Annotated in this window: 17 protein-coding genes; 8 read left to right on the plus strand and 9 right to left on the minus strand. The window is 68.2% G+C overall.

Translation table 11 applies throughout. The annotated features are described in order from the left end of the window. Window positions 1-13 precede the first annotated feature (13 nt). Together OG405_RS00430 and OG405_RS00435 are read right to left on the minus strand one after the other, a co-directional pair. Window positions 14-835: an Abi-alpha family protein gene (locus tag OG405_RS00430; protein ID WP_327149659.1), complete on the minus strand. Its 822-nt coding sequence runs from the start codon at window positions 833-835 to the stop codon at window positions 14-16. Continuing rightward, the gene (locus OG405_RS00435; RefSeq protein ID WP_327149660.1) at window positions 826-2,148 is read right to left on the minus strand and encodes a hypothetical protein; all 1,323 of its coding nucleotides are present in this window, start codon (window positions 2,146-2,148) and stop codon (window positions 826-828) included. Before OG405_RS00435 ends, OG405_RS00430 begins: the two co-directional genes overlap by 10 nt. A 293-nt stretch (window positions 2,149-2,441) precedes the next feature. Between OG405_RS00435 and OG405_RS00440 the strand changes: the two genes are divergently transcribed. Continuing rightward, window positions 2,442-3,479, plus strand: a complete 1,038-nt coding sequence (locus OG405_RS00440; RefSeq protein WP_327149661.1) for an Abi-alpha family protein — start codon at window positions 2,442-2,444, stop codon at window positions 3,477-3,479. A gap of 350 nt (window positions 3,480-3,829) precedes the next feature. Next, complete coding sequence (locus OG405_RS00445; RefSeq protein ID WP_327152579.1) at window positions 3,830-4,450, plus strand: nuclear transport factor 2 family protein; 621 nt, start codon at window positions 3,830-3,832, stop codon at window positions 4,448-4,450. A gap of 6 nt (window positions 4,451-4,456) precedes the next feature. Here OG405_RS00445 and OG405_RS00450 read toward each other — a convergent pair whose 3' ends face one another. After that, on the minus strand, window positions 4,457-6,100 hold the full coding sequence (locus tag OG405_RS00450; RefSeq protein ID WP_327149662.1) for a peptide chain release factor 3: 1,644 nt from the start codon (window positions 6,098-6,100) through the stop codon (window positions 4,457-4,459). Window positions 6,101-6,480: 380 nt separating this feature from the next. Here OG405_RS00450 and OG405_RS00455 point away from each other — a divergent pair, with 380 nt between their 5' ends. Both OG405_RS00455 and pth read left to right on the plus strand, forming a co-directional pair. Continuing rightward, complete coding sequence (locus tag OG405_RS00455; protein WP_327149663.1) at window positions 6,481-7,077, plus strand: 50S ribosomal protein L25/general stress protein Ctc; 597 nt, start codon at window positions 6,481-6,483, stop codon at window positions 7,075-7,077. 18 nt (window positions 7,078-7,095) lie between these two features. Beyond that, window positions 7,096-7,671: an aminoacyl-tRNA hydrolase gene (pth, locus tag OG405_RS00460; protein WP_327149664.1), complete on the plus strand. Its 576-nt coding sequence runs from the start codon at window positions 7,096-7,098 to the stop codon at window positions 7,669-7,671. Window positions 7,672-8,100: 429 nt separating this feature from the next. On the opposite strand, the gene egtD is transcribed toward pth, so the two are convergent. The 4 genes from egtD to egtA are packed head-to-tail and all read right to left on the minus strand — an operon-like array spanning window position 8,101 to window position 12,634. Continuing rightward, window positions 8,101-9,072, minus strand: a complete 972-nt coding sequence (gene egtD, locus OG405_RS00465) for an L-histidine N(alpha)-methyltransferase (RefSeq protein ID WP_327149665.1) — start codon at window positions 9,070-9,072, stop codon at window positions 8,101-8,103. Then, window positions 9,069-9,905 carry an ergothioneine biosynthesis protein EgtC gene (egtC, locus tag OG405_RS00470; RefSeq protein WP_327149666.1) on the minus strand — a complete coding sequence of 279 codons (837 nt, stop codon included), beginning with the start codon at window positions 9,903-9,905 and terminating at the stop codon, window positions 9,069-9,071. Before egtC ends, egtD begins: the two co-directional genes overlap by 4 nt. Next, window positions 9,905-11,245: an ergothioneine biosynthesis protein EgtB gene (egtB, locus tag OG405_RS00475; protein WP_442790634.1), complete on the minus strand. Its 1,341-nt coding sequence runs from the start codon at window positions 11,243-11,245 to the stop codon at window positions 9,905-9,907. Before egtB ends, egtC begins: the two co-directional genes overlap by 1 nt. A gap of 60 nt (window positions 11,246-11,305) precedes the next feature. After that, on the minus strand, window positions 11,306-12,634 hold the full coding sequence (gene egtA / locus OG405_RS00480) for an ergothioneine biosynthesis glutamate--cysteine ligase EgtA (protein WP_327149667.1): 1,329 nt from the start codon (window positions 12,632-12,634) through the stop codon (window positions 11,306-11,308). 213 nt (window positions 12,635-12,847) lie between these two features. Between egtA and OG405_RS00485 the strand changes: the two genes are divergently transcribed. After that, on the plus strand, window positions 12,848-14,020 hold the full coding sequence (locus OG405_RS00485; RefSeq protein WP_327149668.1) for an aminotransferase class V-fold PLP-dependent enzyme: 1,173 nt from the start codon (window positions 12,848-12,850) through the stop codon (window positions 14,018-14,020). Window positions 14,021-14,090: 70 nt separating this feature from the next. Here OG405_RS00485 and OG405_RS00490 read toward each other — a convergent pair whose 3' ends face one another. Next, complete coding sequence (locus tag OG405_RS00490) at window positions 14,091-14,894, minus strand: hypothetical protein (RefSeq protein ID WP_327149669.1); 804 nt, start codon at window positions 14,892-14,894, stop codon at window positions 14,091-14,093. A 108-nt stretch (window positions 14,895-15,002) separates the two neighbouring features. Then, the gene (locus OG405_RS00495) at window positions 15,003-15,530 is read right to left on the minus strand and encodes a lipoprotein LpqH (RefSeq protein WP_327149670.1); all 528 of its coding nucleotides are present in this window, start codon (window positions 15,528-15,530) and stop codon (window positions 15,003-15,005) included. Between the two features lie 149 nt (window positions 15,531-15,679). Between OG405_RS00495 and OG405_RS00500 the strand changes: the two genes are divergently transcribed. From OG405_RS00500 to OG405_RS00510, 3 genes are read left to right on the plus strand one after another with little or no spacing between them, the layout of a single operon-like run. Then, window positions 15,680-17,035 (plus strand): hypothetical protein, encoded by a 1,356-nt coding sequence (locus OG405_RS00500; RefSeq protein WP_327152581.1) that lies wholly within the window; start codon window positions 15,680-15,682, stop codon window positions 17,033-17,035. Continuing rightward, the gene (locus tag OG405_RS00505) at window positions 17,035-18,156 is read left to right on the plus strand and encodes a hypothetical protein (protein WP_327149671.1); all 1,122 of its coding nucleotides are present in this window, start codon (window positions 17,035-17,037) and stop codon (window positions 18,154-18,156) included. Before OG405_RS00500 ends, OG405_RS00505 begins: the two co-directional genes overlap by 1 nt. 1 nt (window position 18,157) lies before the next feature. Next, window positions 18,158-19,669 (plus strand): tetratricopeptide repeat protein, encoded by a 1,512-nt coding sequence (locus tag OG405_RS00510; RefSeq protein ID WP_327149672.1) that lies wholly within the window; start codon window positions 18,158-18,160, stop codon window positions 19,667-19,669. Window positions 19,670-19,736 lie beyond the last annotated feature (67 nt).

The following is a 19,736-nucleotide window of genomic DNA, read 5'->3' on the forward strand; positions in this document are numbered from 1 at the left end:
CGCCGGCCGACGGTCAGTGGTTCTCGGCCGTCGGTCCGACTTCGCCGGTGATCGGCAGGCTGGCCTGGACGAACTCCTCGCCGAATACGGTGAGCGCGATACCGCGGTGCTGGAATTTGCCGCGACCACCGGCCTGTTTCAACAGTTCGATCGCGGGTGCCTGGGCCTCCAGGAGTTGATAGCGCTCGGGTGCGCCCACCGGATCGGGCAGTAGTTCGATCACGCCGATCCGGCGCAGATTGGTCAGGTAGCGCTGGATCCGCTCGGGATGCCGGAGTCCGGCGTGTTCACCGATCATGCTCACCCCGATCTCGGCTGTGCCGGACGCCTGTTCCGCCTTGCGGCTGCTGCGCCGCGCCCGGCGGCCGCCACGTACGGTCACCGCCGGCTGGGGGCCGTCGAGCCGCAGCAACCGCAGGATGCGGGCTTCGTCGGAGGTGAGTTCGGCCAGGATCCGGGCGAACGCCGGATGGCCCTCGTCGGCGGCGCGGGGACTGGCGGCCAAGCGCAGCAGGGCGGCGCCCTGTTCCCGCAACGATCGTTCGGTCGGGGATTCCGCTCGTGGTTCGGCTGCCGGGACACCGAGCGCCCGGCGTAGTGCCCCCTGCATCTGCTGGACCGCCTCGTCGCGGATCTCGGCCGGGGGGAGTCCGGCCATACTGCCGCGAACCACGGTTTCGGTGACATCGAGGGCGGTGTGCACACCCCAGCGCGTCGTTCCCGATACCGCGGATGCCGCGACCCGCGCGACGCCGCTCACCGCGCGGATCGTCGCGGCGGGGCCACCGGGCCGCCCGGGCTCGCCGCTGTCCCGCGATTCTCGGTTCACAGCCATGTGGTCGCCACCCCCGTTCCGAAGACCAGGATATGCGCGTATCCGGCGAACAGTCCCAGTACGCCGCCGTGCACGAACAGCAGCCATTCGTCCTGTTTGATCGCCGCCCGCAGCATATCGACGAAATCGTTCGGCGACAGTTCGGACATCTGCTTGGCGATATAGGCGCTGATCTGCTTACCCTGCCGCACGTTGAAATCCTGGTCGGAGAACGCCAGTGGGGCGATCGCCATCGCCTCGGAGGTCAGGGTCCGGGTCAGCGACTGGTATTCGCGGCTGCCGAGCACCAGTTTCACCGCGCCCCGGGCCGGGCCCATCGCCCGGTCGGCCGCGGGGCGCAAGGTGTCCTCCAGCATCTGCAGGGTGCGGTCGGATTTCGGGCCGTTCAGCAGTTCGTCCCCGATATTGGCCAGCGTCATGACCTGGGTGGACACCAGCTCGGCGTAGCCGGTGGTGATCTCGCCCTGGCGTTTGATCAGCAGACCCTGCCGCCACGGGCACCACCACTTCGGTTCGGCGGGCGCGAAGATCATGTTCAGACCGACCCAGTTGACCACCCAGCCGATGATCACGCCACCTATCGGCAGGACAGCGAGGGTCGGCCATCCGGTCAGGTGCAGGATGCCCACCAATACGACACCCATCGGCGCGCCGAAGTACAGACCGAAGTTCTGCATGAATCGCAATTCCTTGGCGCCCAGCACTTGGAACAATTGATTGAGCAGCTGCGGACGGGACTGGAAATATCGGATCACCATCTGTTTGACATCGAGCAACTGGTCGATGTTCGCGCCGAGTTCCGCGGTGAGTTCACGCAGAATATCCGGTAGTTGCCCGCGAACCCGCTCGTGGACCAACTCCCGGACCTGTATCGGCAGGTTGTACCAGAGCTGCGGATGTTCGCGGCGCAGGATTGTCTCGACGATATCGCGGATCTGTGTCTCCGCGGTCACCGCGAGGTGTTCGGCGAGCGCGTCCGGCTCCAGTTCCCGATAGAAGTCGGCGACACTACCGAGTTTCGAAAGTCCTTTGTCCACCGCGATACTGGCCATCTTGTCGGCGCGCGAGGGCACGATGCCCTGCCAGCCGAAGCGGCCGTCGTCGCTGAGCAGCGGCAAGATCTGGATCCGCTTGGGCAGGTACGGGTACAGGTACCGCAGGCCGGGCACCCGGACACCGTGGAATGCGATCGGCCGGAACAACATCAGCACACCGGTCCAGTTGGTGATGTAGCCGATGACTCCGGTGAACAGAGGAATGGTCAGCAATTCCAGGAGGATCGTCGGGTGCACCCCGAACACACTCTCCAACACGACACCCTCCTGCTCCGGTGATCGCAGCCTCACCGGGACCCTCAAATTAGCACCACTGCCGGAGGGCGTCCGCGTTGCGGCGGCCGTCCCACCGGCAGCGCGTTCGGGCCCGGCACATCAGGCGTACCTCCGCCCTCGCTCCGGCCGTGCGCGGTCTATCGATGGGCTCGGCCCAGCTGCGCCTCACCAGTGTCTCAGACGTGAGTCGGATTCATGGTCCGGCGGAGGGCGATCGCGGCGAATGGGCAATAATCGATGAGCGGATTCGTTCATCTGGCGATATCGGAGTAGACGTGGCAGACGACAGGACCGGACAGGAGTTTCCCCGAACCGGTTCCCGAGCCGTGCGACGCAGCGCGTCCCCGGGCGCCGTACGGGGGTCGACCCCGGCGACGGCACGCGGTTCCTCGTCCGATGGCGCGGGGTCCGAGGGCGCGGGGTCCGGCGGCGCGCGCGTTTCCGCCGCCGACGTCGAACGCCGGCCGCCGTCGAGCGTGGAACGCAGCTCCGATGTCGAGCAGCGGCAGATCAGCAACGAGGCCCGGCTCATCCGCGGAGTGTTCCGGGCGGCGGGTCTGGCCGCGGGCAGTGTGGTGCGCGGAGGCCAGTGGGCGGCGGAAACCTCCTACGAGGTGACCCGGGAGATCACTCAGGCCGCGCTGGACGGGGAATCGTCGGCCGAGATCGCCGAACGGACCGGTAACGCGCTGCGCTCCATCGCGCGCAGCGCGCTCGGGGTGACCGAGGGATCGGTACGCGAGATCGTCAGCTATGTGCCGACCGGGCAGACCTCCGCTCCGCAGACCGTGGCGGTCGGTTCCTACCTGCGCTCGGCCACCGTGGCCGAACTGCGCAAACGTGGGGATGCGCTACTGGCCCGCTCGGCCGATGTGTACTTCACCGAAGAGGTGCATCCGGCCTACGATCGGATTCTGGACGAACTGGCCCCCGACGAGGCCCGCATCCTCCGCTATATGGCCCTCAACGGCCCCCAGCCGACGGTCGATGTGCGCACCAACCGACCCCTGGGCATCGGATCGGAGCTGATCGCGGGCGGCCTGACCTCGGTCCCGGAGCAGGCCGGAGTGCGCTATATGGATCGTGCGCGCTCGTATCTGATCAACCTGAGCAGGCTGGGCCTGACCGATAATTCCGACGATCCGGTGGTGCTCAGCCGCTATATGGTGCTGGAAGTCCAGCCGATCGTCGAGGCGGCGCTGAAAAAGGCGGGCCGGGCACCGAAAATCGTCCGCAAAAGCCTGCGCCTGACCGAGTTCGGTGCGGATTTCTGCCGCACCTGCTTCACGATCGGCAACAGCGAACGGCCCTGATATCGGCCTTCGGAAACGGAGTTCGGACCTATCTACCTGGAGCTGTTCCGAACCGACCGGCCGGGACGCTGTGGCCCGTGATACCGCCGACGCAGGATAGCAATCCGATACAGATCTGAATTACCTCCCTATTTGTCCATTTCAGGTGGGATGGTGGAGATATGGACCAGGGCGAGGAGCGCAACGATCCCGGGCCGAGCCCGGGTGGCTTTCCGCGGCGGCCGGGCCAGAGCAGCGAAACCATGGCCTTCTCCGGTGCCGCGCTCGCGGCCGCGTTGGGAGCCGGACTCGACGTCTCGCTGCCACCGCGGCTCGAGCCCGAGCCGGATGTGCCGTTGACGATGGGGCCCATGCGGCCCGGCGAACGATCCGGGGTGACCACAGTGGCAGCCGACGACATACTCGCGATACATCGCCTGAAATTCCGGTACCTCCGTGCTTTGGACACGAAACTCTGGGACGATCTCGCGGAAACAATGATTCCGGAGGCCACGGCCACCTATAGCGAATACCTCCAGTTCGAATCCAGGGAAGCATTCCTCACATTTCTGCGCAATACTCTCGGGCCGCATGTCATCACCGAACATCGATGCGATCATCCCGAGATAGATGTGGACGGCGATCGGGCGGCCGGAATCTGGTATCTGTCCGATACCGCGCTGATTCCCGAGAACAATATGCTGCTGCGCGGGTCTGCTTTCTACAACGACGAATATGTGCGCTGCGACGACGGCCGCTGGCGGATCGCGCGCACCGGATACGAACGCACCTACGAAGTGGTGCTCTCGCTCAGCGATCTGCCCAGTCTGCGGCTCACCGCCAACCGCTGGGGTCTGATCCAGCAGCCCAACGGGGTCGAGGAAGTCGAACGGAGCCCGCGCGACTACCCCGCATCGACCACCCCGCCCGAAACCGGCGGATACGATACCGATCGCGAGTATCCGGGTCCCGAGGAGCGGGCGGCCGGTTGAGTCGGCTCAGTCGGCGGCGGCAACCAGCGGTTCCAGTGTGAGATCGGGCATTTCCTTCTGGATGTACTGCAACCGCCACTTATCGCTGAACACGGCCAGGATCGCGCCGTCGGTACGGGTGAAAACCTCCACCCCGCGCTGGCGATCCAATTCGGGCGCCGATTCGGTGTCGGTCCGCCGGGCGATCGTGTAGGCAAGGTTGTCCAGCTGGGTCTCGACCCCGAACTCACCCTGCATTCGGGCCGTCACCACTTCGAACTGCATGGGGCCGACGGCAGCGAGTACCGGTGCGGCGTCACCACGCGAATCGTTGCGCAGTACCTGCACCACGCCTTCGGAATCGAGCTGGTCGATGGCCTTGCGGAACTGCTTGTACTTACCGGCGCTCTGCGCCCGCAGCGCCGCGAAATGTTCTGGCGCGAACGAGGGGATCGGCGGGAATTCGACCTTCTTGTCCACGAAAAGGGTGTGACCGGGCGCCAGGGCGGTCGCGTTCACCAGGCCCACCACATCGCCGGGATAGGCGGTGTCCACGGTCGCGCGTTCGCGGCCGAACACCGTGAGCGCGTATTTGGTCGCGAACGGGCGACCGGTCTGGGCGTGGGTGACCACCATTCCGCGTTCGAACTCACCGGAGACGATCCGCATGAACGCCAGCCGGTCGCGATGCGCGGTGTCCATACCGGCCTGCACCTTGAACACCACCGCGCTGAACGGGTCCGCGGGTTCGCGGGGGGTGCCGTCGACCGCGGCGCGCGAGCGCGGCGCGGGCGCGAGCGACACCAGGGTCTCCAGCAGTTGCCGGACGCCGAAGTTCAGCATGGCCGAGGCGTAGATGACCGGGGAGGTCTGCCCGGCGAGGAAAAGTTCCTGATCGTGGTCCTGGCCGGTGGCCGAGAGCAGTTCGCTCTCCTCCGCGGCCGTGCTCCACGGCTCGCCCTCCCTGGTCTCCGCGGCCTCGGGAGTCAGCGATTCCTCCGGCGCGATGGTCGCGCCACCGGCGGTCCGGGTGAAATGGATGTATTCGGCGGCGGTCCCATCGGGTCCGCGACGCAGCAGGCCCCGGAAGTCTCCGGCGATACCGACCGGGAGGAAAAGCGGAGTCGGGGTGAGCCCGATCCGTTCCTCGATCTCGTCGAGTAGTTCCAGTGGGGCGCGCCCGGGCCGGTCCCATTTGTTGACGACGGTGATCACCGGGATCCCGCGGTGGCGGCACACCTGGAACAGTTTCAGCGTCTGCGGCTCCAGACCCTTGGCGGCGTCGATCAGCATCACCGCGGCGTCCACCGCGGTCAGGACACGGTAGGTGTCTTCGGAGAAATCCGAATGGCCGGGGGTATCGACGAGGTTGATCACATGATCGACCTCGGATCCGGCGGCCCGGTAATTGAACTGCAGCGCGGTGGAGCTCACCGAGATACCGCGCGCCTTCTCCATCTCCATCCAGTCCGACACTGTCGACTTACGTCCCGCTTTGCCGTGGATCGCGCCCGCCTCGGAGATCTTGCGGGCATGGAGCGCGAGCGCTTCGGTCAGTGTCGATTTACCCGCGTCGGGATGGGAGATCACAGCGAAGGTGCGACGTCGCGACACCTCGGCGGCCAATCCGCGCGCAGCGGGCGCGACGGGGCCCTCGGTGGAGGCGGTCAACGGAAACAACCTTTCGGCGGAAGAGCGGGACAACCGTTCAGGCTACGTGACGGCCCGGGAGCGTCCGGCCGTGCACCTACCCGGGCTTGCCCGAGGGTCCGGAGCGAGGAGTGAACAACCGGATAACGAGGGCCCCTACCCCCGGCGCCGCACGCGCCGCGATCGAACACCTCACCCGATTCAGGACTTATGCGGTGACTGAGTTACAGTATTCGGGTTGTCTCGGCGAGGGTCCGCATTTCTGCGGCACCGTGATCGACGCGGCGCGGCTTCCGGCCGCCTCCGATCGGTCTTCGCCTGACGAGCAGACCAACCGACCAGGGGCGCGATTACCCTGGCACCGCCCACCAGCCCGGTAGAGCCGTAGGAGTTATCCAGTCATGTCCGACGTCAACCTTCTCGAAGCGCAGATCCGCACCGAGTTCGGCAAGGGCGCAGCGCGCCGCACCCGCCGGGCGGGCAACGTGCCGGCCGTGCTGTACGGGCACCAGTCGGATCCCCAGCATCTGTCGCTGGACGCGCTGTCGTTCGCGGCCATCCTGCGTCAGCACGGCACCAATGCGGTGCTGAACCTGAACATCGAGGGTAAGAAGCAGCTCGCGCTGACCAAGTCGGTCGTGGTGCATCCGATCCACCGCTACATCGAGCACGCCGACCTGCTGATCGTGCAGCGGGGCGAAGCCGTCAACGCCGATATCCCCGTCACCCTCACCGGTGAGGCCGGCCCCGGCACCCTGGTCACCCAGGAAGCCAACACCGTCTCTGTATCGGCCGACGCCTTCAACATTCCGGAGTCCCTCGAGGTCTCCGTCGCCGGTGCCCAGGTCGGCACCCAGATCACCGCGGGCGATATCGCCCTGCCCAAGGGCGTCAGCCTGGCCGGCGACCCCGAGGCGCTCATCGTGAACGTCGTCGAGCCCCGCGCCGCCGAGCCGGAGCCCGAGGCCGCGGGCGCCGAGGCCGAGAGCGCCGAATAAGGACCCGGTCTCCTTTCGATGGCCGATACCGCGCCGACGCTCATCGTCGGCCTCGGTAATCCGGGTCCCGCCTATGAGCGGACCCGACACAATGTGGGCTTCCTGGTCGCCGATTCGCTCGCGGAGCGGGTCGGCGGCCGGTTCACCGCTCACAAGAAATCGGGCGCCGATCTGCTGCAGGCGCACCTGGACGGACGCCAGGTGCTGATCGCGAAACCGCGGTCGTTCATGAATCTGTCCGGCCGTCCGGTGGCGGCACTGGCCCGGTTCTTCTCGGTTCCGCCGACCGAGGTCGTCGTCGTGCACGACGAGCTGGATCTCCCGTTCGGTGAGATCAGGCTGAAACGCGGTGGCGGCGAGGGCGGGCACAACGGCCTGCGATCGGTATCGGGTGCCCTCACCACCAAGGACTATCTGCGCACCCGTATCGGAATCGGGCGCCCGCCGGGTCGCCAGGATCCAGCCGATTTCGTGCTCAAACCGTTCTCGTCGGCCGAGCGCAAGGAAGTACCGACGGTGGTCGAGCAGGCCGCCGACGCTGTGGAACTGCTGCTGCGAGTTGGCTTGGAGACGGCGCAGAACCGGCTGCACTGAATTCTTGGCGTCGCCTTCGGCGCCGCGGGGGCGGGGCCCTCGTGATCCCGGTTCTTCACTCCTTCACTCGGTCGCTGCGCTCCTTCGTTACGTCGCTCCAGAACCGGGGCGGGCCCCGCCCACTGAGGTCGACCATTCGGAGTAGATAAAAGGTAGGTGTGTGGTCGGGTGAGCGGTGATCAGCCCGGGTAGGCCCCAGGGGTCTGTCAGTCTTCGATGGTCGCCGATCTATGGACGGCGGTAGCCGTGGGATCGGTCGTTGCGTTCCTCGGCATTGTCGCCCGGAACCGGGCGAGCCCCCGACGACGGATTACGACCAGCCGGTGTCGGAGAGGTGCGTGCATGCGCGTTGACCAGCCCGATCAGGCCCACAACACTGTCAGTGCTCACACGTAGCCGTTCGCTGGACGGGGCGGCCGCAGTGCATGCTCAGACTCGGGCCGCCAGCACGAGGGCGAAACGGTTGTCGGGATCGGTCCAAGCGTGTTCGGTGACGAATCCGGCGGCGCGTAGTTCGCTGTCGAGGCCGGGCAGCCGGAATTTCGCGGAGATCTCGGTGCGTATCTGCTCGCCGCGGGCGAAGCGTGCGGTGAAACCGAGATCGGCAACCGTCACACTCATCTCCCGGGTCGCTTCGAGGCGCATCTCGATCCATTCGTTGTCCGGATCCCAGTGCGCGATATGGCGGAAGGATCCGGGTTCGAAATCGGCCCGGAGCCGGGAATTGAGGACCCGCAGTACATTGCGGTTGAATTCCGCGGTGACCCCGGCCGCATCGTCGTAGGCGGGGACCAGGATATCCGGGTCCACGACGAGTCCGGCGCCGAGCAGCAGTTGCTCGCCCGGCTCCAGCACATCGTGGATTCCGGTGAGGAATTCGGCGCGCTCACCGGGGACCATATTGCCGAGGGTGCCGCCGAGGAAAGCGATCATCCGGCGTCCGCCGCGCGGCAGTGCGCCGAGGGTATCGGTGAAATCGCTGACCACCCCGTGCACCGTCAGGCCGGGGAACTCCGCGGCGACCTCCGCCGCCGAAGCGCGCAGCGCTGTCGCCGAGACATCCTGTGGAACATAGGTTTTGAGAGGGCCCTCCGAGGTGAGGGCGTTCAACAGGATCCGGGTCTTCGCCGCCGATCCGGAACCCAGTTCGACCAGGACCTCCGCCTTCGCGGTGCGGGCGATCGCCGACGCCACCGATTCCAGCAGGGCCCGTTCGGTGCGGGTCGGGTAGTACTCGGGCAGGGCGGTGATCTGCTCGAACAGTTCGCTACCGCGGGCATCGTAGAACCATTTCGGGGGCAGCCATTTCGGGCTCGCGGTGAGACCGCGGCGTGCGTCGGCGCGCAGCGCCTCGGTGAGATCGGCGTCGGTGAGATGGACTTCCACGATCGGCTGGGTCATAGCGGTAGGCTTTCGGTCGCGGTGGATCGGCCGAGGTCGAGGGTTTCGACACTCAGCCGGCCGGGTTCGGCGTGGACGAGACTTCGATCCGGTAACTGCTGCCACCGGGTGTCGTCGTCGTAGGGTTCGGAGGCCAGCACGGCGAATTCGTCGCCGATCAGGGCGTACAGCGAGTGATAGCAGGTGGTGGCCCACAACCGTGCACCGTTGCCGAGCATCAGGTTCACCCGGGCGTCGGGCGCGTGGTGCAGGATCCCGGTGACGAGCAGACGCAATGCGATACCAGGTGTTTCGGCCGGTCCCGCCGGCGGCTCCGGATCGAGTAACCGGCGCAGCAGGACCCACAGTGCGGCCGAATCGGTGAGTGCCTCGGCTTCGAGCAGATGACTTGTCTCGTAGCGGCGGTTCATCCCGGCCCGGGTGGCGGCCACATCCAGATCGGAAAGGACGGCGGTGAGCACCGAACGCCACCGGGGCACCACACCGTTGTGGCTGAACGCCCATGTGTTCCACACGAACGGTGCGCAGGCCGAACGTTCCACCGGCATACCGACGGTGGCCGAGCGTACCGATCCCAGGACCGCGTGCGAGGTCAGCTGCGGCAATACCTCGTCGACCGCCGGATCGGTCCAGATCGGGTCGGCGTTGCGGTAGCGGGTGAGCGAACCCGCGTCCGGACTCCACCACGCGACCCCGAACCCGTCGGCATTTATCGTTCCGCCGCCGCGCATCTCACGGGGCGCCCACGCCTGGGTGCGCAGGGAATGCGGACCGCGGGTCAGTACCTCGCCCACCGGTATCGGGGCACCCACATAGCCGATGTGCCGGCACATCAGACCTCTTCCGGGCCCACGGTGCGGGCCAGTCGGAACCCGGCGAAGATCTGCCGGCGGATCGGGTGGTCCCAGTTGCGGAAGGTACCCCGGCAGGCGACGGGGTCGGTACCGAAGGAACCCCCGCGCAGCACCCGGTAGTCGCCGCCGAAGAACACCTCGGAGTACTCCCGGTACGGGAAGGCACGGAATCCGGGGTAGGGATCGAACCCGGAGGAGGTCCACTCCCAGACATCGCCGATCAGCTGGTGCACCCCGGCGGGCGAAGCACCCGCGGGGTAGGCGCCGATCTCGGCGGGTTCGAGATGGCGCTGACCGAGGTTGGCGAGGCCGGGCCCGGGTTCGGCATCACCCCACGGGTAGGCGCGGGTGCGGCCGGTCGCGGGGTCGTGGCGGGCCGCTTTCTCCCATTCCGCCTCGGTGGGCAGCCTCTTACCGGCCCAGTTCGCGTAGGCCTGCGCCTCGAACCAGCACACGTGCACCACCGGCTGTTCCGGTCGCAACGGGCGGAGTGCCCCGAACACCCGCCGCCACCACCGCCCATCCGTATCGCGTTCCCAGAACTGCGGTGCCGTGAGCCCGGCTTCGCGGCGGTGTGCCCAGCCACGCTCGGACCACAGTTCCCGCCGCTCGTAGCCGCCGTCGGCGAGGAACGCCAGGTACTGCGCGTTGGTGACGGGTGCGGCGTCGATCGCGAAGGCCGGCACGTGCACCGGGTGGGCCGGACGTTCGTTGTCCAGCGCCCAGGGGTCGGTGGAGGTACCCATCACGAATTCACCCGCCGGGATCACCACCTCACCGCGCACCACCGCGGTCGGGGCGGGCGGCGCGGGGGCGGTCAGTACCGGTGTCCCGGTCCGCAGCTGATGGGTGGCGAGCATGGTCTCGTCGTGCTGCTGTTCGTGCTGGGCGATCATTCCGAAAGCGAAACCACCCGCGATCAGGTCGTTGCCCCGCAGTGGGCTGCGGTCCAGGATGTCCCACACCTTGTCGCGCACCGTTCCGACGTAGCCGCGGGCTTCGTCGGGACCCAGCAGCGGCAACTGCGGCCGATTCGAACGGGCGTGTTTGAACGCGTCGTAGAGTTCGTCGATATCGGGGCGCACCGGCTCCCGGCCGCCGACGTCACGGACCAGCCACAACTCCTCCTGGCTGCCGATATGGGCCAGATCCCAGACGAGAGGGCTCATCAGCGGGGAATGCTGCGCGCGGAGTTCGGCCTCGTCCACGCAGTCGGTGAGGGCCGCGGTACGCAGCCTGGCCCGGATGAGGGCGGCCGCGATGTTCTCGCGCAGTCGTTCGGTTTCGATGAGGTCGGCGTTCGGCTGGGTGACGGTCACGATGCTCTCCGCTCGTCGACGGGTAATCGGTGGGTGGTGTCGCGCACCGGTCCGGCGCGGTCAAGCATGGTGCGATTCGTCCTGTGGGGCCCGGCCGGCCGCGCACCGCCGGATGGCGGTCCGCAGCTGTGGGCCGGGGTCCGCGCTGTGCGCGGCTGCGGCCTCCAGCACCGCGACGGCGGCTGCCCGCAGCTCCGGATCGGCGAGACCGAGGCGGGAGGCCTCTTGCCAGCGGCCGGATGTGTCGCCTGCCGCGGTCATCGCGTCGGCGACAGCGGCAGGCGCGGAGAGCAGGGCCTCGAGCACGGTGATCGGGACCGTCCAGCCGTCGCCGGGCTGGGCGTCGAGATAGCGGACCTCGAAGTATCCGGCGGGCCGGACCGGCGGGAAAAGTGTGGTCAGGTGGTAGTCGAGGTCACCGATATCGGGGCGGCGGCCGATCACCTCGTCCAGCTCACCCGACAGCCAGTCGCCGAAAGTGGCGTCCGGCGGGGCTGCCCAGGCGACCCGTTCGGCCGGTTCGGGGCGGCGGACGCACAGCAGCGGCGCATCCAGTGCCCAGGACGCGTAACCGGTGACCGGGTCGGCCCAGTCGGCGACGGGTGGGCAGGCGCGCGCCGGGTCCAAGTGCAGCCAGGTGCGCATCCGCTGGGAGGCCCACTCACCGGTGGGTGCGCCGCGCAACGCCGGTGAACAAGCGAAAGCGGCGATCAGGGCGGGGCCGACGGCGTGCAGGGCGGCCCAGCGGGCGGTGAGTTCGGCGTGGTCGGCGCCGATATCCAGACTGACCTGGGCTGCCGCGGTATTGCTCATCATGAGCCGGCCGTACGGGCCGATGCGGGTGAAATAGTGCTCCATCGCTCGATAGCGGGGTAGTCCCAGTTGACATCGGGGGGTGCGGGCCGGGTCGGCGGCGGCGGCGATCATCCGGATGGACCGGGTGCCGAGGAGTTCGCGCAGCCGCTGTTCGTCGGCGCGGAGCCGGGCACACAGGTCGGCGGCGTCGGAGACGGCGATGCTGGAGAGTTCGATCTGCCCGCCGGGTTCTACGGTGACGCGGCTGCCACCGGGCAGGGCGTGGGCGGGGGAATCGGGCGCGATGGCGCGGGGTGCGTAGGGGCCCAGAGCTTGAGCCAGCAGTTCGGTCGTGGGCCGGGGACCGGTGAACAGCTGATGTGTACTGTCGGTGGCCGGCCTTCGTGCGCTTCGGCGTGCCGTACGACCGGTACGACAGACGGTGAACCATTCCAGTTCGGCGCCGATGAGGTGGGGTGGACCCACCTTGAAACAGACGCCGCCGATATAGGCTTCGGCAGCCGCTCGGCTGGACAGGGCCGGGTGCGCTGATAGGTCGCTGGTCGATTCCGGATGTTCGAGGGTGACCGCCATACCAACCTCCGTGCGGCTTCTCGCTGGTTCGTGACTCGCGTGTTCGGTCCGGGGGCACTGTCCGAGCGATGTGTTCGATTATCGGTTCGTCATCGTCGACGGCGGGGCCCGATCCGGGTGGCCGGCCGAGCTCCGCGTGGAATCCAGAGTAGCGAGGGGGACGGACACGTTCGCGGCGCGAACGTGTCACGGATCCGTCATAGGCTCGCGTACATGGTCGATGAGCAGCGAGTACGTGACGATACGCCCGGTATCGGGGCCGGGTCGGTTTTTCTGGACAGTGCGGGGTCCTCGCTTCCGCCGCGGGTGGTCACCGAGACGGTGATCGCCCATCTGCGACGGGAGGCCGAGATCGGCGGGTACCGGGCGGCGAACGAACGCCTCGAGGATCTGGCCGGGGTCAAGACGGCGATAGCGACCCTGCTGAACACCACACCCGACACGATCGCCCTCAGCGACAGCGCGACGCGCGGCTGGTCGGACTTCTTCTATGCCGTTCCGCTACATCCCGGCGACCGGATTCTCCTCTCCGGAGCCGACTACGCCAGCAATGCCATAGCGGCGCTGCAACGCGCCCGGGCCACCGGCGCCCGGGTCGAACAGATCCCCAGTGACGCGGCCGGCCGGCTCGACGTCGACGCGCTGGCGGCGATGCTGGACGACCGGGTGCGGCTGGTGTCACTGCTGCACGTGCCCACCAACGGGGGCTTGGTGAACCCGGTGGCCGCGGCCGCGCGGATCGCGCGCGAGGCCGGGGCCCTGGTACTGCTCGACGCGTGCCAGTCCGCGGGCCAGTTGCCGCTGGATGTCGCCGAGCTGGGGGTGGACGCGTTGTCGGCCACCGGCCGCAAATGGCTGCGCGGCCCCCGGGGCACGGGGTTCCTCTATCTGCGGCCCGAACTGGCCGCTGCGCTGGAACCGGGCCGGCTGGATCTGCACAGTGCCCAGTGGACCGGTCCGCACGAATACCGGATGGCCCGAGACGCGTCCCGGTTCGAGTTCTGGGAACACGATGTCGCGGCCCGGCTCGGGCTCGGCGCGGCGGTACGGTACCTGCTCGAACTCGGTCCGGAAGAGGTGTACGCGGGGATCGCCGAGCGCGCCGAATATCTGCGGGGCGCGCTCGGCGAGCTGCCCGGGGTGACGGTGCGCGATCTCGGGGTGGAGCACAGTGGGATCGTCTCGTTCACGGTGGCCGGCACGGCGCCGGTGGAAGTTCGGGATCGGCTGCTCGGCAAGGACATCACGGTGACGGTCAGCCATCGTGGTTCCACGCTGCTCGATATGTCGGCTCGCGGCCTGGATTCGGTGGTGCGGGCGTCGCCGCACTGCTTCGTGGGTTCCGACGAACTGGACCGGTTCGTCGGCGCGGTCGCCGCACTGTGACGATCGGTGCACCCGTCCCGCGAACGTCGGTGCGCCCGTCCCATCGGGACGGGCGCACCGGGTCGGTTATTCACGCGTTGACCGGGATCGACAGCACGATCTCCTGCTCGTTTCCGGGCAGATAATGCGCGGTGACGATCCGGCCAACCTGCACGTTCCCGATCGCGGTCGGCGGCAGGAACTTCTCGGAGACGGTGCTGAAGGTGCTGCCGTCGGGACGGGTGACCGCCAGGCCGACCGCGACTTTCGAATAGCCGTCGCGGATCTCACCCGGGACGGTGAGCGATTGGACCACCGCCTGGGCGGCGATACCGCGGGCGGCGATATCCACCTTCGCCTTCGTCGTGAATCCCTTGCGGATCAGCGATTCATTCATCACCCGCTGCGCCGCCGCGCTGTCACCCGACAGATCCAGTTCGACGACGCCCGGCCGGTCCGGCCGGTAACGCACCGGCAGCACCACCCCGGGTGCCAGCAGAGCGAGTTCGGTCAGGGGCACCACCGATTTCGCGGCCGCGTCGAATCGTTCGCCGTGCGCGCCTTCGACGCTGAACTCGATCCGGATCTGCGGCTGATCGTTCAGGGTGACCCCGGTGTGCGCGAACGACCGCACCGTACCCAGCCCCAGTGGCGCGTCCCGGAATTCACCGGTGTTACGGCCGGTGAGCGCGGTGACGATACCCGTGCCGGTGAATGCGAAAACGGTGACCACCAGGCTTATCGCGATGATCGGCAGGGCCAGGAAACCGTTGAGCCAGGCCAGTTCGGCGGGTTCGTAGACGCTGTCGGGTTCGTAGGTCGCGCCGTGCCAGAGGTAGAAGCCGACGGCGAGGGCGGCGCCGACGAGAGCGGCGATGCGCAGGGTGCGGATCATGATTTCTCCTGAGGGGTGTGGTCCGGATACCTGGCCACCTCGTCGCTCCGGGCGTTCGGTGTGCACCGAGCGTGCGGGGCGACGAGGAGCCGGATGTCCGGGCCGTGCTCAGCCGCCGACGATGGTCGAGCAGGCGAAGGTGATCTCGAAGGCCGCGGTGGCGGGGCCCGCGAGCGGGTTGGCCATATCGGGAGCGCTGATGCCCTCGCCCGTCACGGTGTAGGTATCGCCGTCCTTGGTCAGCTGGGCCGAACCACCGGGCTGGCCGTTGCCGTAGCCGACGGCGTAGGGCATTGCGTTCGAGCCGTCCTGGCTGCCCGCGATGGCCACCGCCTGCACGGTCTTGTCATCGAGAATGCTGGCGCTGACGCTGAGCTGGCCGTACTGGGTGTTGGCGGTATCGGTCAGGGCCAGCGCCAGAGTGTTGCCCTGTTTCGCGCAGGTGGTCTCGAAATTCCCGTCCAACGCCTTCCCGTCGACCAGGGCAGCCGACGCACCAGCGGTGGGTGCCGAGGTCGACGAGCCGGAGTCCGCCGGTGCGGCGGTGGTGCTCGCGTCGTCACCGCAGGCGGACAGCAGCAGGGTGGCGGAGGCAGTGAGGGCGACGGCGCCGAGGCGGAAGATCGTGGTGTTCATGGTGGTTCCTGTTCTCTCGGTGTTCCGGCCCGGTGTTCGTGGCCGTTACGAGAAAAGTAGGAATCGTCGCGCGCCTACCGATCCCAACTTTCGGCACCGCCACGGTGACGTAACTCCGATAACCTGGGCTCATGCGACGACCCCGGGCCATGGTGCTCGATGAGGTGTGGCGCGGTCTCGAGGGTGTCGAGGCGTTGAGCGGAACCGCGGGCGGACCGTTGCGCCGGACCGTGAAACTGATCCTCGATCCGCTGGTCATCCGGCCGGTGCAGTATCCGAGCTGCGGGGGCGCGGTACTGACCGCCGACGGTGCGACACTGCTCGCCGCCCGCCTCTACGCCCACGCCGATGCGTTGCGGGCGACCGCGGCCTGGTTCACCCTGCTCAAACAGGTCCGTCGCCGGCTGCGGATCACCGAGGGCACCGCCCAGGACCTCTATTTCCAGCGGTGTTTCGAACTGGCCGCCACCCGGGGCCACCCCGACTCGAACCGGGACCGGGTTCGCGCCGAAGCGGTCCTGCGCGAGATCCACGGGTTCGCGGCCGGGCGGACCACCCAGGCGCTGAAGGACCATCTCACCGATCCCGCTCGGGTCGCGCTGCTCGATGACCTGCTCAGCAAGGCCTGGGGTCGACGCCCGGTGCCGCCGGCGGTACCGGGCGAGCACGCCGAGGCGTTGCGGAAACTGCTGGAACACGCGGTCGCGACCCGCACCGAGATCGATACCCGCACCGGCCGGCGGCTGCTCGGCGAGCTGGTCGCGAAAACGGTGGGAACACATACGGGAATCGAACTGTGGCGCCGCGGAACCCCGACGGCGGTCGCCGATCTCTCGCGCTATCACGCGCACGAACTGGGGCTGACGGTCCATGCGGCTCCGTGCCGTCCAGAGGTCGGTGCGTCGGCGTCCACCGCCACTCTGGGGCTGCCGTTCGATCGCACCGTCCACCAGCGGGTCTTCACGATATTGCAGGTATCCACCGAACGTGCCGAACTGCCGCCGATTCCGGACCTGGTCACCACCGAGATCGCCCGCAGTTGCGCACCGTGGGCGCTGCTCGGCGAATCGCTGCGGGTCGCCGCGGCGGCCGGGGTGGAGTTGGCGCTCGGGCTCGCACCGCTCGCACCGCCGGACCCCCGGCACGTGCTACCACAGCCTGCGGAGTCGGCCGCACATCAGCTGGTCAACAGCAGGTGGCGGCGCGAGGCCTATGTCCTGCAGGCGCGCCGGCTGGCGATCCATCCGGTGCCCGGGGAACGTAATCCGCTCGCGCTCATCGCCGCCGAACTACGCACCCCGTGGCGTCCGTACCTGCGACGGCTGTGGGTCCGCTTGTACGGGCGAGATGTGCGGGAGATGCCGGTCACCGAACTCGATGAGCTCTGGGATCTGCTGGACGGGGTGGCGCGTTCGGTGGTGCTGGATCACCGCACCCGGGTCCGGAAGGCGTTGAGCGCGCAGACGGTGCAGGAGCCGGGTACGGCCGAACCGAGGGCGGTCTGATGGTCGACACCGTGCGTATCCAGCTGATCGGTCCCGGCCTGTGGAGTATCGCGCCCGCCGGTTCGCCCGATCCGGCGGCCGCGGATCCGGGCCCGGACACCGCTGTACTGGAGGTAGGCGGCGGCCATCTGAGCTGGAGCCTGCTGGCGGAGCACCGGGTTCCGGCGGCGATATTGCACGATCTCGATAGCGCCCAGGAGTGGTTGTGGGCCCTCTACGGCGCCGAAGTAGCGGTGGCCGCCGACGATTACACCGAGCCGGTGGAGCTGCCCATCCGTCCCGAACGGCCCGAGTTGGCGGCCGCAGTGCGGCGGCTCGGCTACGCGCACTGGGCGGCACGCTGGTGGCCGGCCTCGACGGTCGACGGTATTCCCGCGCTCGACCCGGCCGAACTCGACCGCGAGATCGCGGAGTTGAGCGAGTACTGCGAGAGCGTCGTCGACGGCGCCGACGCACCGGGGGAGGCCGACGCACCCGACGCTCTCGCAGCCCTCGCACCCGATCTCGGTCGTGCCGTCGACTATGCGCTGGCGGCAGGTGGGCAGCCGCGCGACTCGGGGACCGCACTGATCGTCGAAAGGGGAAGCTCCGGATGGGATTGGCGGCACTGTCCGCCCGGTGTCGTCGACGCTTCCGAACGGGCGGTGTCGTGGGAACTCGTCCGGGCCGCGGGTGCCAATACCCTCCGGGTGCGGGTGGTCGCCGCTCCGGGCCTGCACGGAGATCTGCCCGAGTATCTGCGACCTCGGGCTCTGGTCCGCACCCCGGCCGGGGTACACGACGCCGCACTGGTGTCGACCGGGGATACCTGGACGGCCGCGGTGGCCGATTCCGACGGGGCGGTCTCCGCTATCGAGATCTATGTGCCGGGGGTCGGACCGTCGCCACCGGAAGGGGCGGTGTCTCCCGATCTCGATTCCGACGCCGCGCAGGGGGTGCGTCACACCGATCCGGCAGCCGAGGCCCGCCGACGCGACCTGATCAGGGACCTCGCCCGCGCCCGGCTACACCGCGCCGGACACACCGTCGCCTATGCCGTCGCGGAACCTGCCGCGGGACCAGCGGATATCGAACTCCTGCGTGCCGAGATCACGGCCGCCGAAACGGATTCGGATTTCTGAGATGAGCGAACAAGAACCGCCCGGGCTCGAACTGCTGTACGAGGGCGCGGCGGCCTACCAGCGCGGTGATACCGCCGAGGCGCTGCGGATTTTCGAGCACGCGGCGGCGACCACCACCGACGGTGTCCAGACCAGCGCGCTGATCAATGCCGCGAGCATGTACGACGAACTCGGCGACCACCAGGGCGCGGCGACCCGGTTTCGATCCGCGCTCGGCCAGATCCCGGACGACGCCACCGAGAAACTGGCCTCCACGTTGATCAACTATTCGCAGGCCCTCCAGCATCTCGGCGCGCTCGACGACGCCCAGTCGGCCCTGGAACGGGCGCGGGACCTGCTCGCCGACGCCGAAGATCTCGGGGTGTTGCGAATATCGTGTCTGCTCTCGCTCAGTGCCGTGGCAGCCCACCGCAGTCAGTGGAACCAGGTCGTGGAAATCGCCACCGAATCCCTGGACGCGGCCCTGCGCTTCGCCCCGCACCTGACCGGGCACCCGCTGATGAACCTGGCCGGCGCGTATTTCGAGACCGGTCGCCGCGAGCTCGGCGTGGATTTCGCGCAGCAGGCACTGGCGGCGTTCACCGCGGCGGGAGACCACGGCGCGGTCGCCGACACCCAGCAGAATCTGGCTCAGCTCTTCAGCCGGCTCGACCGGCTGGACGAGGCGGAGCAACTGGTGATGGCCGGCCAGGACTACTACGAGCGGGCCGGACTCGGGTATCGGGCCGGAGTCGGTTGGAAGATCCGCGGTTTCCTGGCCGAATGCCGCGGCGAGGCCGACCGTGCCGACGAATGGTATCGCCGCAGCCTGGACTGCTTCCGGGAATCCGGTGCGGTATTGGATTCCGCTTCGGTGCAGTGTCGGCTCGCCACGGTGGCCTATGCGCGGGGGTTGGTCGGAGAGGGGCAGCAACTGCTCGATGCGGCGTTCACCGTCTATGCCGAACGCGGTCTCGGCTTGCGGTGTGCCCAGCTCGACTACTGGCACGCGGTGCTGGTGCAGATGGTGGTCGACGATATGGATTCCCCGCCCGATGAACTGCTGGCGCTGGGCCGCGCACTCGCGGTGCCGGCCGCGATCGCCATCGACGCGGTGCGCTACACACTGCCGGGCGGCAGCCAGCGCGATCAGTGGAACCGGGAGGTCGCCGATCCCGCGGTCCGGCTGGCCTTCCGGTTCGCCTACCTGTGCGGGGACGGTCAACTGCTCGCCGATCTCATCGAAACACAATGCGCGGGAACCACACTGGATACCGATTCCGGTGAGCGAACCGAGCGCCCGCAGTTCCCGTTGGACACTCCCGCGCAGCCACCCGCCGGCGAGCCGCAGCCGGGCCCGCTGCATCTCGGCGCCGCACTGGCGCGGGTCGCGGCATCCGCCGGGCTCCCGGTGTCGCCGCCGCCGCGTCTGGCCGTGGCGCCCGACTCCCGTATCGCGCTCGGCGACTACATCGCCGCCGCCGAGCAGCGCTATGGGCAGCGCGTTCGGGAAGACCGGGTGATTCCGGCATGAGTGAGTCAGGCCCGGAGGCGGCAGCGGAGCGTAACCATGGAGGGCCCTCGCTCATGACACATGGATA

The organism is Nocardia sp. NBC_01329, assembly GCF_035956715.1.
Lineage (GTDB): Bacteria > Actinomycetota > Actinomycetes > Mycobacteriales > Mycobacteriaceae > Nocardia.

Excerpts from the sequence above, each read along its gene's own strand:
- OG405_RS00430 (WP_327149659.1), bottom strand. The coding sequence starts at position 835 with ATGGCTGTGAACCGAGAATCGCGGGACAGCGGCGAGCCCGGGCGGCCC.
- OG405_RS00445 (WP_327152579.1), top strand. The coding sequence starts at position 3,830 with ATGCGGCCCGGCGAACGATCCGGGGTGACCACAGTGGCAGCCGACGAC.
- egtD (WP_327149665.1), bottom strand. The coding sequence starts at position 9,072 with ATGACCCAGCCGATCGTGGAAGTCCATCTCACCGACGCCGATCTCACC.
- OG405_RS00505 (WP_327149671.1), top strand. The coding sequence starts at position 17,035 with ATGGTCGACACCGTGCGTATCCAGCTGATCGGTCCCGGCCTGTGGAGT.
- OG405_RS00500 (WP_327152581.1), top strand. The coding sequence starts at position 15,680 with ATGGTGCTCGATGAGGTGTGGCGCGGTCTCGAGGGTGTCGAGGCGTTG.
- pth (WP_327149664.1), top strand. The coding sequence starts at position 7,096 with ATGGCCGATACCGCGCCGACGCTCATCGTCGGCCTCGGTAATCCGGGT.
- OG405_RS00455 (WP_327149663.1), top strand. The coding sequence starts at position 6,481 with ATGTCCGACGTCAACCTTCTCGAAGCGCAGATCCGCACCGAGTTCGGC.
- OG405_RS00490 (WP_327149669.1), bottom strand. The coding sequence starts at position 14,894 with ATGATCCGCACCCTGCGCATCGCCGCTCTCGTCGGCGCCGCCCTCGCC.
- egtA (WP_327149667.1), bottom strand. The coding sequence starts at position 12,634 with ATGGCGGTCACCCTCGAACATCCGGAATCGACCAGCGACCTATCAGCG.
- egtC (WP_327149666.1), bottom strand. The coding sequence starts at position 9,905 with ATGTGCCGGCACATCGGCTATGTGGGTGCCCCGATACCGGTGGGCGAG.
- OG405_RS00495 (WP_327149670.1), bottom strand. The coding sequence starts at position 15,530 with ATGAACACCACGATCTTCCGCCTCGGCGCCGTCGCCCTCACTGCCTCC.
- OG405_RS00485 (WP_327149668.1), top strand. The coding sequence starts at position 12,848 with ATGGTCGATGAGCAGCGAGTACGTGACGATACGCCCGGTATCGGGGCC.
- OG405_RS00510 (WP_327149672.1), top strand. The coding sequence starts at position 18,158 with ATGAGCGAACAAGAACCGCCCGGGCTCGAACTGCTGTACGAGGGCGCG.